The 13,362-nt window shown below is 71.0% G+C and carries 12 protein-coding genes; 10 read left to right on the forward strand and 2 right to left on the reverse strand.

The window, feature by feature from the left end:
- Positions 1–44 precede the first annotated feature (44 nt).
- A complete protein-coding gene (locus CP983_RS09145) occupies positions 45–962 on the reverse strand; it encodes a MurR/RpiR family transcriptional regulator (RefSeq protein ID WP_107907832.1) in 918 nt (305 codons plus the stop codon).
- 113 nt (positions 963–1,075) lie between these two features.
- Here CP983_RS09145 and CP983_RS09150 point away from each other — a divergent pair, with 113 nt between their 5' ends.
- The 9 genes from CP983_RS09150 to CP983_RS09190 all read left to right on the forward strand — a co-directional run bounded on the left by CP983_RS09150 (position 1,076) and on the right by CP983_RS09190 (position 11,607).
- Positions 1,076–2,212, forward strand: a complete 1,137-nt coding sequence (locus CP983_RS09150) for a C45 family autoproteolytic acyltransferase/hydrolase (protein WP_150499231.1) — start codon at positions 1,076–1,078, stop codon at positions 2,210–2,212.
- 68 nt (positions 2,213–2,280) lie between these two features.
- Positions 2,281–3,927 carry an ABC transporter substrate-binding protein gene (locus CP983_RS09155; protein ID WP_150499232.1) on the forward strand — a complete coding sequence of 549 codons (1,647 nt, stop codon included), beginning with the start codon at positions 2,281–2,283 and terminating at the stop codon, positions 3,925–3,927.
- A gap of 6 nt (positions 3,928–3,933) precedes the next feature.
- Positions 3,934–4,887 carry an ABC transporter permease gene (locus CP983_RS09160; RefSeq protein ID WP_107907829.1) on the forward strand — a complete coding sequence of 318 codons (954 nt, stop codon included), beginning with the start codon at positions 3,934–3,936 and terminating at the stop codon, positions 4,885–4,887.
- A complete protein-coding gene (locus tag CP983_RS09165; protein ID WP_107907828.1) occupies positions 4,884–5,741 on the forward strand; it encodes an ABC transporter permease in 858 nt (285 codons plus the stop codon). Before CP983_RS09160 ends, CP983_RS09165 begins: the two co-directional genes overlap by 4 nt.
- Before the next feature lie 5 nt (positions 5,742–5,746).
- Positions 5,747–6,748: an ABC transporter ATP-binding protein gene (locus CP983_RS09170; protein WP_150499233.1), complete on the forward strand. Its 1,002-nt coding sequence runs from the start codon at positions 5,747–5,749 to the stop codon at positions 6,746–6,748.
- On the forward strand, positions 6,745–7,587 hold the full coding sequence (locus tag CP983_RS09175; protein WP_150499234.1) for an ABC transporter ATP-binding protein: 843 nt from the start codon (positions 6,745–6,747) through the stop codon (positions 7,585–7,587). The genes CP983_RS09170 and CP983_RS09175 overlap by 4 nt, the downstream gene beginning before the upstream one ends.
- A gap of 192 nt (positions 7,588–7,779) precedes the next feature.
- A complete protein-coding gene (locus tag CP983_RS09180; protein ID WP_189748513.1) occupies positions 7,780–9,279 on the forward strand; it encodes a family 43 glycosylhydrolase in 1,500 nt (499 codons plus the stop codon).
- Positions 9,280–9,325: 46 nt separating this feature from the next.
- Positions 9,326–10,747 (forward strand): family 43 glycosylhydrolase, encoded by a 1,422-nt coding sequence (locus tag CP983_RS09185; RefSeq protein ID WP_150506482.1) that lies wholly within the window; start codon positions 9,326–9,328, stop codon positions 10,745–10,747.
- Positions 10,748–10,824: 77 nt separating this feature from the next.
- Complete coding sequence (locus tag CP983_RS09190) at positions 10,825–11,607, forward strand: polysaccharide deacetylase family protein (protein ID WP_229914668.1); 783 nt, start codon at positions 10,825–10,827, stop codon at positions 11,605–11,607.
- A 61-nt stretch (positions 11,608–11,668) separates the two neighbouring features.
- On the opposite strand, the gene CP983_RS09195 is transcribed toward CP983_RS09190, so the two are convergent.
- Positions 11,669–12,679 carry a DUF2278 family protein gene (locus CP983_RS09195; RefSeq protein ID WP_150499236.1) on the reverse strand — a complete coding sequence of 337 codons (1,011 nt, stop codon included), beginning with the start codon at positions 12,677–12,679 and terminating at the stop codon, positions 11,669–11,671.
- Between the two features lie 216 nt (positions 12,680–12,895).
- Here CP983_RS09195 and CP983_RS09200 point away from each other — a divergent pair, with 216 nt between their 5' ends.
- Positions 12,896–13,336, forward strand: a complete 441-nt coding sequence (locus tag CP983_RS09200; protein WP_150499237.1) for an SRPBCC family protein — start codon at positions 12,896–12,898, stop codon at positions 13,334–13,336.
- The last annotated feature ends 26 nt before the right edge of the window (positions 13,337–13,362 follow it).

Here is a 13,362-nt window from a genome sequence, read left to right on the forward strand (position 1 = left end):
CGCCCGCACGGCAGAGCTGTAACGGGCGATACGACGGGACGGGCTCAGGTCGTCCTGCGGGTCCGCGGCTCCTTCTGCGCCAGCAGCTGTTCGCGCAGCGCCGTCAGCTGGTGGGAGTGCTCCACCGCTCGGGTCTCGTCCAGGGTGGTCAGGGCGAGGACCAGCGCGTCGGCGAGGATCAGGCCGGTCAGGGCCTCGTTGGTGTTCCCGGTCGGCGTGTGGGGGGCGGTGAGCACGGCGTCGACGCGGTCCTCGAAGACCTCCCCGAGCTCGTCGGTGACGAACACGACCCGGGCGCCGACCGCGCGCGCCCGCTCGACGACGACGTGCAGCTCGGCCAGTTGCCGGCCCGGCTGGAACACGACGACCGCGTCGCCCTGGCCCAGCGCGAGCAGCGGATCGGCGAGGGCGAAGCCCGTCTCGCCGACGAAGCGGGCCCGCCGTCCGATCCGGCCGAGTGCCAACGCCAGGTGCCGGGCGGCGAGTTCGCAGGCGGCGACGCCGTAGCAGAACACCTCGCGTGCCTCGGCGAGCGCCTCGACGGCGCTCTTCAGCGCGTCGGTGCCGGTCAGCCGGCGGCACTGCTCGATGCGCTCCTGCGTCTCGTCGAAGACGTCGTTCCAGATGCCCTCCAGATCCTGCCCCACGTGCGCGATGCGCTGCTGGAGCCGCACCTCGGGCGCGAGCGCGGAGGTGAAGTCGGCGGCGAGTTCCCGCTTGAGCGCGGGCAGGCCGGCGTATCCGAGGCGTTGCAGGGCGCGTACGACGGTGGCGTTGCTGGTGCCGCTGGCGGCGCCCAGCTCCTGCGCGCTGGCGAACATCATCTGCTCGGCGGGGGCGCTGGCCAGGTACTGCGCCACGGTCCGCTCCGACGCGGACAGCTCGTCCCACATGTCACGGACGGCGGCCCGCAGCCGTGTGAGGCCCCCGGGACCCGCGCTACCAGATTCTGGATTCTTCATTACAGGTATTGACTCTCACGTTTCGGCCATTACGCTCTGAGCATCTCGTTCCAAGAAGATGAATTCTCGGAACGGATGTTACAGCACTGGTGTGTCCCCCGAGGAGTCCCGCGATGAATCACAGCCTGCCGGTCGTCGAGATCTCGGGGACCCCCCTGGAACGGGGACGAAAGTACGGCGAGGCCGTGGCCCCCCAGCTCGAGATCGCGCTCGGCTACTACGCGGAGGCCTTCGGCGTCTCCTCCGGACTGACCTGGAACCAGGTCACCGGCCGCGCCGCCCGATGGCTGAAACCCGTCCGTGAGTACGCCCCGCATCTGCTTCAGGAGATGCAGGGCATCGCGGACGGCGCCGGCCTGGACCTGCTCGACGTCCTCGCGCTCAACGCCCGCGGCGAGGTCATCTACGACGACTCCTTCGCCCGGATGCGCGAGGAGGAGCCCGCCGAGGGCTGCACCTCCTTCGCGGCGTACGGACCGGCCAGCGGCGACGGCCATGTCTGGGCCGGACAGAACTGGGACTGGCGCGCCGGGGTCGCCGGCACCGTCGTCATGCTGCGGATCGTCCAGCCCCCGGCGCCCACCCTGATCATGCAGGTGGAGGCCGGCCAGATCGGCCGCCAGGGCGCCAACTCCGCCGGGATCGCCCTCAACGCCAACGGTCTGGGCGGGCGGTTCGGCGAGGCCGTCGGACTGCCGCAGACCGTGCTGCGCCGCGATGTCCTGGACCAGGCGTCCATCACCGACGCACTCGACGTGCTGTGCCGCAGCCGGGCACACATCGCCAGCAACGCCCTCCTCACCTGCCGCGAGGGCTTCGCCATCGACCTGGAGACCACCCCGGCCGGCCACGGCTGGCTCTACCCCGACGACGGGCTCCTGGTGCACGGCAACCACTACCAGGCGGGCATCCCTGCCGCCCTGGCCGACGGCTACCGCCCGATCGCCGCCGACTCCCTGGTGCGCGTACCCCGCGCCGAGGCGGGTCTGCGCCGGCTGCGCGACTCCGCCGGCACCGACGAGTCGCGCAAGCTCATCAAGGACGCGATGTCGGACCACCTCGGCTTCCCCGAGTCGCTGTGCACCCACTCCGACCCCCGCAAGCCCGAGGTCAGGCACTGGAAGACCCTCGTCTCCTCCTGCGTCGACCTCACCGCCGGCGACTACCACGTCACCGCCGGCACCCCCTGCGACCGCGAGTACCAGCATCTGCCCTTCAACCTCTACGACGGCCCCCACGCCCCGAACTGACGGCCCGTCATCTGCCCTTCTACAAGCCCCCCGCTCCCGTTCACCCTCCCCGCTCAGGAGCCCTCGCAATGAAGCTCAAGACCGTCACAGCCGCCGCCGGTGTCGCCGGCGCGCTGGCCCTGGCCACCGCGTGCAGCGGAGCCACCACCGGCGCCTCCGCGGGCGGCGGCAAGGCCCCCGGGGCCGCCGACCTCACCCTCACGCCCACCACCGCGCGGGCCACCGGATCCGTCGCCGCCGTCAACTGGCTGCTCGAGGACGAGCCGGACTCCCTGGACCTCGACACCCAGGGCGGCAGCGCCGGCCGCACCGTGCTCAGCAACGTCTGCGAGCGCCTCTACCAGCTCCAGCCCGACATGTCCGTACGCCCCTCCCTGGTCCGCCAGGCGACCCGGCCCGACGCGAGACACCTGGTCCTCGCGCTGCGGGACGACGTCACCTTCCACGACGGGTCGGCGATGACGGCGGACGACGTCCTCTTCAGCCTGAAGCGGCACGCGCAGCCGGAGATGGAGCAGTCCGACGAGTTCGGCAACGTCTCCGCGATGCGCAGGACCGGCGACCACGAGATCACGATCACCTTCAAGCAGCCCGACGCCCTGTTCACCAAGGCACTGGCCGGTGACGCCGGGCTCGTCTACAACCGGGAGCAGGTGCAGAAGGCCGGCAAGGACTTCGGCACCCCCGGTCAGGGCGACGCCTGCTCCGGGCCGTACGAACTGTCCGGCTGGAAGTCCGGCGACTCGATCACGCTGACCCGCGCCGAGACCTACCGGGGCGAGAAGCCGCTCACCGGCAAGGTCGTCTTCCGCTGGGCGGACGACAGCGCCATGGTCAACGCCCTCGCCACCGGGGCCGCCGACGGCACCTACGCCGACTCCATCGGCACCGCGGCCGCGCTGCGCGGCAAGAAGGGCCTCGACGAGCACTTCGGCCCCAGCACCGCCGCCCTCGCACTCATCCCGACCGAACGCGGCGGCCTCGCCGACCCGGACGTCCGCAAGGCGCTCTCGCTGGTCCTCGACCGCTCCGGCATCGCCAGGTCCGGCTACGGCGGCCTGGTCGAACCGTGGGCCACCCCGGTCGGCTCCGGCGCCTGGGGCTATGCGAAGGACGCCTTCGCCGCCGCCCAGAAGCAGCTCACCGACGCCCCGGCGAAGCCGGACGCGCAGGACCTCGCCCGGGCCAAGGAGCTGGTGAAGAACGCCGAGAAGGCGCCGGGTGGGCCCATCGTCATCGGCACCGACAGCAGCCAGGGCCGCATGGTCATCGCCAACGCCGTGCGCGCCGCGCTGGCGCAGATCGGGCTGAAGGGCGAGATCAGGACCGTCCCGGCCGCCCAGTACGGCGAGTTCTACGGGGACAAGGAGGCCCGCGCCGACATCGACGTGCTGGTGGCCGACTGGTACATCTCCAAGAGCGACCCGCTCGGCTTCTACGACAACGGCCTGTCGGACAGTTCCAACAACTGGGTCGGCTTCAAGAGCGCGGAGTACGACGCGAAGGTCGCGGAGGGACTGCGCACGCTGGACGACGCCGAGCGCGCCGAGCTCGCCATCGACGTGCAGCGGCGGTTCGCGGACGCGGCCGTGTGGATCCCGATCGCCCAGATGCCGACCGCTCTCGTCCTCGCCGACGAGCTGACCGGTCCTCCCGCCTCGATGGCGTACCTCTACTACCCCTGGGCCGCGCAGCTCGGCGCGAAGAAGGGCTGAGCTGCGATGTTCGTCTCGATCGGACGCCGGCTGGCGGGACTTCTCGCCACCCTGCTGGCCGCGTCCTTCGTCATCTTCGCCGCCGTGTACGCGGCTCCGGGCGATCCCGCCGTGTTCCTCGCGGGTGGGCGCGACAAGCTCACCCCCGAGCGGCTGGCCGCCGTCCGGGAGCAGTACCACCTCGACGAGCCGCTGGTCGTGCAGTACGGCCGCTGGCTCTGGGACTGCCTGCACCTGGACCTCGGCCGCTCCTTCCAGTACGGCGACCAGGTCTCCGACCTGCTGGCGTCCCGTTTCCCGACCACGCTCGCGCTGGTCGGCTACGCCACGGTCCTGTTCGTGGTGCTGGGGGTGGGCGCCGGAGTGCTGGCCGCGGTCCGGCGCGGCAGCTGGGTGGACTCGGCCGTCGTCGGGACCACCACCCTCACCGCGTCCGTGCCGTCCTTCGTCGGCGGCATCGCGCTGGTCGCCTTCTTCGGGGTGCGGCTGGGCTGGTTCCCGGTGACGGGCAGCGGCGAGGGGTTCGGCGGGACGCTGCACCACCTCACCCTGCCCGCGCTGGCCATGGCGCTCGGCGCGGTGGCCGTCATCGCCCGGGTCACCCGGCAGGCGATGGTCGAGGCGGGTGCCGCCGACCATGTGGAGGTGGCCCGCGCGGCCGGCCTGCCGGAGCGTCGGATCATCCGCCGGCACGTCCTGCGCAACGCACTGGGACCTGTCGTCACGATGTGCGGCCTGGTCACGGCCGGGATGCTTGCCGGCACGGTGGCCATCGAGACCGTCTTCGGGCTCAGCGGCATCGGCTCCCTGCTGGTCGGCGCGGTCAACAGCCATGACTTCCCGGTCGCCCAGGCGGTGCTGCTGCTGATGGTCGCCGGCTACATCACCGTCACCACCCTCGTGGACCTCGTGCACCCGCTGCTCGACCCACGCCTGAAGGCCATGAGGAGTCCCGCATGACCGCCGTCTCCGCCGATGTGCTGCTCCCGGCCCGCCGCAGGCGCGGCCGGCGGCGCCCCGTCCTCGTCCTCGCCGGGGCCGCCTTCCTTGCCCTGGTGGTACTTGCAGCCGGTTTCGCGCCTCTGCTCGCGCCGTACGCCCCCGACGCCGTGGACCTGTCGGCGTCGCTGGTCGGCACGAGCGGCGACCATCTGCTCGGCACCGACGCCTCCGGTCAGGACCTGCTCTCGCGCGTCCTGTACGGCGCCCGCACCAGCCTGATCGCCCCGCTCGCGCTGCTGGCCATCGCCGCGCTGCTCGGCGTCACGCTGGGCACGGTCGCCGCCTGGCGCGGCGGCTGGACCGACACACTGGTGTCCCGGGTCACCGACGTGATGTACGCCTTCCCGGGCCTGCTGTTCGTCGTGCTGATCATCGCGGTGTTCGGGGCGGGCATCACCACGTCCGTCCTGGGCCTCGGGCTGGCCTTCGCGCCGACGATCGCCAAGTACACCCGCAGCGTGGCGCTCGCGGAGCGGGCGAAGCCCTACGTCGACGCCTATCGCGTGCAGGGCATGAGCGGTTCGCGGATCTGCGTACGGCATCTGGTGCCCAACCTCGCCCGGTCGATCGTCGGGTACCTCGTGGTGCTGTTCGGCGAGGCGCTGATGAGCCTGGCCACCCTCAGCTATCTGGGGTTCGGCTCCCAGCCGCCCAGCTCCGACTGGGGGTTGATGGTGCAGGAGGGCCAGGCGGCCATCGTCCAGGGCGCCCTGCTGCCCGCGCTGGTGCCTGGCACCGCCATCGCCGCCGTCGTGGTGGCCTTCAACGTGGTCGGGGTCTGGGCCGCCGACCGGCTCGGCGCCAGGAGGTAAGCCGCATGCTGCTCGACATCCAGAACCTCACCCTGGGCCTGCCCGGCGCGGCCCGGCCGCTGCTCGCGGAGGTGAGCCTGCGGGTCGGCTCCGGGGAGACCGTCGGTCTCGTCGGCGAGTCCGGCTCGGGCAAGTCCACCACCGCGAAGGCGGTCCTGCGGCTGCTGCCGGAGGAAGCGTCGGTCGCCGGCCGTGTGCTGGTCGACGGCGACGACGTACTCGCCCTGAGCGGGGCCGCGCTGCGCGCACACCGGGCGGGCACGGTCGCGATGGTCCACCAGGACCCGCGCTCCGCCCTCAACCCGGTGCGCCGCGTCGGTGACTTCCTGGTCGAACGGCTGACCCGGACCGGCGCCGTCGACCGGCGCACGGCACGCGCGAAGGCCGTCGAACTCCTCGGTGCCGTGGGCCTGTCCGACCCGGAGCGGCGGTTCGGGCAGCGGCCGCACGAGATGTCCGGGGGCATGCTCCAGCGCGTGGTGATCGCCGGCGCGCTCGCCGCCGAGCCACGGCTGCTGCTGGCCGACGAGTCCACCAGCGCGCTGGACGTCACGACGCAGGCGGAGATCCTCGCGCTGCTGCGGTCCCTGCGCGAACAGCGCGACCTGGGGATGCTGTTCATCACCCACGACCTGCATCTGGCCGCCGCGTTCTGCGACCGGGTGTACGTGATGTACGCCGGCCGTGTGGTGGAACAGCAGGACGCGGAGCGTCTCTTCACCCACGCCCGGCACCCGTACACACGCGGACTGCTCGCCTGCTCCCCCGAACTCGGCGACACCGAGCGTGCGTTGCGGCCGATCCCCGGCCGGCCGCCGTCCCTGTCCGACGCGTTCACCGGCTGCCCGTTCGCGACGCGCTGCGCGCACGCCGAGCCGGAGTGCGCCGACTGGACCCCGGAGCCGCTGCCGCTGCCGGGCGGCGGGACGGCGGCGTGCCGGCGGCTGACCGACCTCCCGGACGAGCTGTCGCTCACCTCCGCCCTGGCCAAGAGGAGCCCCGCATGACCGCGATCGAAGCCCGGCCACAGCCCCTTCTGGTGGCCGACGGCCTGACCAAGGCGTACCGGCTGCCGGGCGGCGAGCGTCTGACCGCCGCCGACCGGGTCTCCTTCACCGTGCCGCGCGGCGGCTCGCTCGGCGTGGTCGGCGAGTCCGGGTCGGGCAAGAGCACCGTGGCCCGGATGCTGGTCGGCCTGGTGCGGCCGGACGCCGGCACGGTCACCGTGGACGGCCGGGACCGTGCCGTGCGGCCGAGGGCGTTCGGCGGGGGCCGGGCCGCGCACCGGCTGGCGCGTGCCCGTGAGATCCAGATGGTGTTCCAGGACCCCTACGTCTCCCTCGACCCCCGGCTGACGGCACGTCAATGTCTGCGTACGTCCCTGCGGCTGCACGGCCGTGACGCCGACGACGGGCGGATCGCCGCGCTCCTGGACCAGGTGGGGCTGGGCGCGAGGGAGGCGGGGGCGCGCCCGCACGAGCTGTCCGGCGGGCAGTGCCAGCGGCTGGCCATCGCCCGTGCCCTGGCCGTCGACCCGCGCGTCCTCGTGCTGGACGAGGCGGTCGCCGCGCTGGACGTGTCGATCCAGGCGCAGATCCTCGGTCTCCTCGGCGAGATCCGGCGGGACACGGGGGTGGCGCTGGTCTTCGTCAGCCATGACCTGGCCGTCGTCCGGCACATCACCGACGAGACGGTGGTGATGCGCCGCGGCACCGTGGTGGAGCAGGGTCCGACGGACCGGGTGCTGGACGCGCCCGAAGGCCCTTACACCCGGCTCCTGTTGGCCTCCGTCCCGCGCCGGGGCTGGGATCCGGCCGACGCGGTGCGGGCGCGGGCGGTCGTCTGACCGAGGCACGCTCGCCGTCGTGAACCCGCGTGCGCGCACGCGGGTTTGCCCTTTCGGCGGCACGAATCCGATGCGCTGGCACGACGAAACCGTTGACGCGGACATGGCTCACTTTTATCTTCTGACCGACTCACGATCGGAATCACGAACTTCGTTCGAAATTACGGACAGGGACGGTCTCGTATGCCTCGAATGTCTCACCCGCCACTCAGGAAACGCCGCAGATCACTGATCCTCTGCGTACTGGCTTCGCTGCTGGCCCTGGTGGCGACCACCCAGCCGGCGACCGCGGCGGACGGCCGCCCGTACGCCAATCCGCTGAAGTCGTTCAAGGGCGCCGACCCCTGGCTCCAGTACCACGACGGCAACTACTACCTGATCACCACGACGTTCACCGGCATCCTCGGCATCCGCAAGTCGCCGACACTCGCGGGGCTCGCCACCGCACCCAACGTGCAGGTGTGGTCGGACACCACGTCGACCCGCAACACCAACTTCTGGGCGCCGGAGATGCATCTGGTCGACGGCCACTGGTACGTGTATTACTCGGCCGGCCGGAGCGGCGTCGCCTGCTGCGACTCGCAGCGCACGCACGTCCTGGAGAGCGCCGGGACCGATCCGATGGGGCCTTACACCTACAAGGGTTCACTGACCGGGTCGAACCTCACGCCGGGCGGCTGGCTGATCGACGCGAGCCTGCTGCGGGCGAACAACAGGCTGTACCTGGTGGGCAGCGGGTTCGTCGACGGCAGCACGCAGAGCCTGGTCATCGCCCCGCTCAGCAATCCGTACACCCTCGCGAGCAGCACCTTCACGGTCATCTCCGGCCCGACCCTGGACTGGGAGCGCTCCGGCAGCCCCGTCAACGAGGGCCCCGAGCCGCTCTACCACGACGGCCGCACCTTCCTGACGTACTCCGCGAGTTCCTGTCAGACCGCCGACTACAAGCTGGGCCGGCTGGAGCTGACGGGCACCGATCCGCTCAGTCCGGCGTCCTGGACCAAGAAGCAGACGCCGGTCTTCCAGCGCAGCGACACCAACGGCGTCTACGGGCCGGGCCACAACGGCTTCTTCAGCTCGCCCGACGGCACCGAGAACTGGATCGTCTACCACGCCAACTCCGCGTCGAACGGCGGCTGCGGCAACGGACGCACCACCCGTGCCCAGGAGTTCACCTGGAACGCCGACGGCACCCCGAACCTCGGCACCCCGGTCGCCCTCGGCACCACACTGCCGGGCCCGTCGGGCGAGAGCGCCGCGACACCGACGGCGTACACGCTCGTCAACCGCAACAGCGGCAAGTGCCTGGACGTCGACGGCGGCGGCACGGCCGACGGCACCGACATCTTCCAGTGGACCTGCAACGGCGGGACCAACCAGAAGTGGCGGGTCGAGGACCTCGGCGACGACACCAACCGCCTGGTCAATGTCGCCACCGGCAAGGTGATGGACACCGCCGGCTGCTCCGCGGCCGACGGCGCGGGCATCCGCCAGTGGTCCTGGCTCGACAACAGGTGCCAGCGCTACCGGCTCGTGTTCACCGCGGCCGGCGACCACGTGCGGATCGTCAACGAGTCCACCGGCAAGGTCGCCGACGTCGCCGACTGCTCCGCCGCGAACGGTGCCGACGTACGGCAGTGGACCTGGCTGAACAACAACTGCCAGCAGTGGCGCCTCGTCCCCACGACCTGACGTGAACCGGAGAACCCCCTTGAGAATCAACCCCGTTCGCCTGCTCATGGCGATGCTGGTGGCCCTCGCAGCCTGCCTCGTCGCACCGGGCTCCCCCGCCCAGGCAGCCGTCCCCGACTCCCCCGCCGTGACCTACACCAACCCGATCGCCGAGAAGCGGGCCGACCCGCACATCTTCCGACACACCGACGGCTACTACTACTTCACCGCGACCGTCCCCGAGTACGACCGCATCGTGCTGCGCCGGGCGACCACCATCCAGGGTCTGTCCACGGCCCAGGAGGTGACCATCTGGACCAAGCACTCCAGTGGTGTCATGGGCGCGCACATCTGGGCGCCGGAGATCCACTTCATCGACGGCAAGTGGTACGTCTACTTCGCCGCGGGCGCCACCAATGACGTGTGGGCGATCCGGATGTACGTCCTGGAGGGCACCGGATCCAACCCGCTGACGGCCACCTGGGCGGAGAAGGGCCAGATCAGGACCCAGTGGGAGAGCTTCTCGCTGGACGCCACGACCTTCGTGGTGGGCGGCGTGCGCTATCTGGCGTGGGCCCAGCGCGACCCGTCCGTGAACAACAACACGGACGTCTATCTCGCGAGGATGGCCAACCCCTGGACCATCACGGGCACTCCGGTGATGCTGTCGCGGCCCACCTACTCCTGGGAGACGGTCGGCTACAAGGTCAACGAGGGCCCGGCGGTGATCCAGCACGGCGGCAAGGTCTTCATGAGCTACTCCGCCAGCGCCACCGACAGCAACTACTGCCTGGGGCTGCTGTCCGCCTCCGCGAGCGCCGATCTGCTCGACGCGGCGAACTGGACCAAGAGTTCCACGCCGGTGTTCACGAGCAACGCGGGCACGAGCCAGTACGGCCCGGGGCACAACTCCTTCACCGTGTCCGAGGACGGCAGGAGCGACGTCCTCGTCTATCACGACCGCAGCTACAAGGACATCAGCGGCGACCCGCTGAACGACCCCAACCGCCGCACCCGCGTCCAGAAGCTGTACTGGAAGGCCGACGGCACCCCCGACTTCGGCATCCCGGTGGCCGACGGGGTCACCCCGCAGCGCTTGTCGTCGTACAACCTCGCCGACCGGTTCATCCGGCACTGGGAGTACCGCGCCCGCGTCGAGGCGGGCGTCTCCCCGCTCGCCGACTCGCAGTTCCGCGTCGTCGCCGGCCTGACCGGCAGTGGCACGGTCTCCCTGGAGTCGGCCAACTTCCCCGGCTACTACCTGCGGCACAAGAACTTCGAGGTGTGGCTGGAGAAGAACGACGGCACGGCGCGGTTCGCCTCCGACGCGACCTTCTCCAGGCGGGCCGGGCTGGCCGACCCGGCGGGGGTCTCCTACGAGTCGTACAACTACGCGGGGCGCTACATCAGGCACTACGAATACCTGCTGTACGTCCAGGCGCCGAGCACGGCCACGGACCGGGCGGACGCCACGTTCTACGCCCAGTAGAGAAGCGGAACGCCCAGTTCAGAGCCTATGAACAGTGACTATACATGGCGAGTATACTCGCCATGTATAGTCGCGATATGCCTTCTCTGACCAAGAAGATGAAAAAGCCATGGGCCTGGTTGTGTGCAGCCGCCGCTCTGGTGGTGGCCGCTTCCCTGGTGGCCTTCAGCCAGTACGTGCGTCTGGAGACCACTTCGCCGAGCGCCGCACGGGCCCAGGCCGCGTCCACCGCCAGGACCCTCTCCGGCGGTGTCGACTGCCGCGAGGACAAGTGCGTCGCGCTGACCTTCGACGCCGGCCCGAGCGAACACTCCGCGCGACTGCTGGACATCCTCAAGGAGAAGGACGTCCCGGCGACCTTCTTCCTCCTGGGCAAGCGGCACATCGAGAAGTACCCGGAGCTCGTCGAGCGGATGGCCGACGAGGGCCATGAGGTGGCCAACCACACCTGGGACCACAAGAGGCTCACGGAGCTGGAACCCGACGAGATACGCGACGAGATAGAGCGCCCCAACAAGGTGATAGAGCGCATCGTCGGACGGCGCCCGACGCTGATGCGCCCGCCCCAGGGCCGTACCGACGACACGGTGCACGACATCTGCCGCGAGCTGGGCATGTCCGAAATCCTGTGGAGCGTGACCGCCAAGGACTACAAGACCGACGACTCCGAGCTCATAGAGCAGCGCGTCCTCGACCAGACGGACCGCGACGGCATCATCCTGCTGCACGACATCTACGACGGGACCGTGCCGGCCGTGCCCGGGATCATCGACGAGCTGAAGAAGCGCGGATTCGTGTTCGTGACCGTTCCGCAGCTGCTCGCGCCGGGGAAGGCCGAGCCGGGAAAGGTGTACCGGTGAGCCGCCTCACCGGGTGAGGCGGCCGCGCGCGTCGCGCCCCGCGCCCGGTGGACGGCCCGCGTCAGAAGACGACGGTCCAGCCCTCCCGTGCGGCCTGCACGGCCGTGTACGAGACGCCGTCTGCCTTGAGCCCTCTGGCGTCCAGGAGGCTGATCTCGCCACCGTGGTTGCCGAGTTGGGCGCCGCCTCCGAGACGCACGACAAGACTGGCGCCGGGCGCGAGCGGGCCGGCCGGCACGGCGGAGCGCCGGCCCAGCCGGTCCTGGAGCTGCCACCCGGTCAGGTCCACGGCATCGGGCGAGGCGTTGAGCAGCGTGACGGTCTCGGCCTCGGGGACGGGGCCGCGCGGGTTGACGAGCGCGGCGACGATACGGACCGGCCGGGTGCCGGGCACCGGGCGTGAGCCGTCGACGTCCCCGATGGTGTGGCCGGTGACGTCGTCCGTCTTCCAGGACTGGCTCTGGAAGGCCAGGAAGACGGCGACCCAGCGGTCCTGCGCCGGGAAGTGCACGAGCAGTCCGCCGTCCTGCCACACGCCGTCGGCGTCGCGGAACCGGCCGCTGTTGCCCTGGTTCATATGGATGTCGTGCACACCGTTGCCGGGCAGGAAGCCGAAGATCTTGTCCTTCGTGCCGGCCTCGGACCCCCAGCGCTCGCCGAACAGATACAGCCGGGCCTCCTGGTCCGCGACCGCACGGCGGACGGAGTGGTCCAGGAGGTCGGCGAGGTCGTTGTCGGGGCCTTCGAGGTCCGGGGGCAGCTTCCGCATCAGGGCCGGGTCGAAGAGGTTGCCGCGCACGAAGTCGAGGTTCGGGCCGCCGGGGCCGGACGGCAGGGTGTTCCAGCCGCTCGCCAGGCCCGCCAGACGGGCGGTGACCGGGTGCCGGAAGTCGTCGCTGACGAAGTACAGCAGCTCGGACGGCCGCTGCTGGGACAGGACGTTGACGGCGGCCCGGTAGCGGGTGCCGGAGTCGTCGGCGACGAGGATCTGGTAGTGCGGCGAGTCGTTGCCGCTCTCGCGCCGGGTGTCGACGGCCCGACCGATCAGTACGCCGTAGGTCTTCAACGGCATGACGATCAACTCCCCCCTGGAGGTGGGCGGATTGCCCACTCTTGGGAGGAAGGGTAGGGGTGGGGCGGCTCGGTCGAGGGCGAGTTCACCTCATGTACGTCCGCGCGCCGACGCGCGGCCGGACCCCCTGTACGCCCCGTATACGCCACGCGCTCCACCGGATGACGGTGCCGTGACCAGCCCTGTTCGCACAGCGCCGTTCCGTAAGATCGCTCCGTGGCGAACTTCTCCCTCGAACGCACGGTTCCGCTCCCTCTCCCGGAGGCGTGGCGCCGCCTGACGGAGTGGCCCCGCCACGCCGAGGTCGTCCCCCTGACCCGTATCCGGGTCACCACCCCCGCCCCGACGCACGAGGGCACGCACTTCGTCGCCCGCTCCGGCCTCGGCCCTCTCTCCTTCGACGACCCGATGGAGGTGACGGTCTGGCAGCCCCCGTCCGACGACACACCCGGCCGGTGCCGCCTGGAGAAGCGGGGCCGGGTGATGCGCGGCTGGGCCGAGATCGAGGTGCGTCCCGGGCCGGGCGGCCGGGCACGGGTGGTGTGGCGGGAGGAGCTGCGGGTGCGGTTCGTGCCGGGGGCGCTGGACGCAGTGGTGGAGCGTACGGCGCGGTTCGTGTTCGGGCGGGCCGTGAACCGGTTGCTCCGACGGGCGTGACGGCCCTGCGGCCGGAGGAGCCGCAG

Source organism: Streptomyces chartreusis, from assembly GCF_008704715.1.
In the GTDB taxonomy this organism is placed as follows: Bacteria; Actinomycetota; Actinomycetes; order Streptomycetales; family Streptomycetaceae; genus Streptomyces; species Streptomyces chartreusis.

Coding starts and splice junctions, on each gene's coding strand:
- CP983_RS09185 (WP_150506482.1), top strand. CDS start 9,326: ATGGCGATGCTGGTGGCCCTCGCAGCCTGCCTCGTCGCACCGGGCTCC.
- CP983_RS09180 (WP_189748513.1), top strand. CDS start 7,780: ATGTCTCACCCGCCACTCAGGAAACGCCGCAGATCACTGATCCTCTGC.
- CP983_RS09145 (WP_107907832.1), bottom strand. CDS start 962: ATGAAGAATCCAGAATCTGGTAGCGCGGGTCCCGGGGGCCTCACACGG.
- CP983_RS09155 (WP_150499232.1), top strand. CDS start 2,281: ATGAAGCTCAAGACCGTCACAGCCGCCGCCGGTGTCGCCGGCGCGCTG.
- CP983_RS09195 (WP_150499236.1), bottom strand. CDS start 12,679: ATGCCGTTGAAGACCTACGGCGTACTGATCGGTCGGGCCGTCGACACC.
- CP983_RS09170 (WP_150499233.1), top strand. CDS start 5,747: ATGCTGCTCGACATCCAGAACCTCACCCTGGGCCTGCCCGGCGCGGCC.
- CP983_RS09150 (WP_150499231.1), top strand. CDS start 1,076: ATGAATCACAGCCTGCCGGTCGTCGAGATCTCGGGGACCCCCCTGGAA.
- CP983_RS09190 (WP_229914668.1), top strand. CDS start 10,825: ATGCCTTCTCTGACCAAGAAGATGAAAAAGCCATGGGCCTGGTTGTGT.
- CP983_RS09160 (WP_107907829.1), top strand. CDS start 3,934: ATGTTCGTCTCGATCGGACGCCGGCTGGCGGGACTTCTCGCCACCCTG.
- CP983_RS09175 (WP_150499234.1), top strand. CDS start 6,745: ATGACCGCGATCGAAGCCCGGCCACAGCCCCTTCTGGTGGCCGACGGC.
- CP983_RS09165 (WP_107907828.1), top strand. CDS start 4,884: ATGACCGCCGTCTCCGCCGATGTGCTGCTCCCGGCCCGCCGCAGGCGC.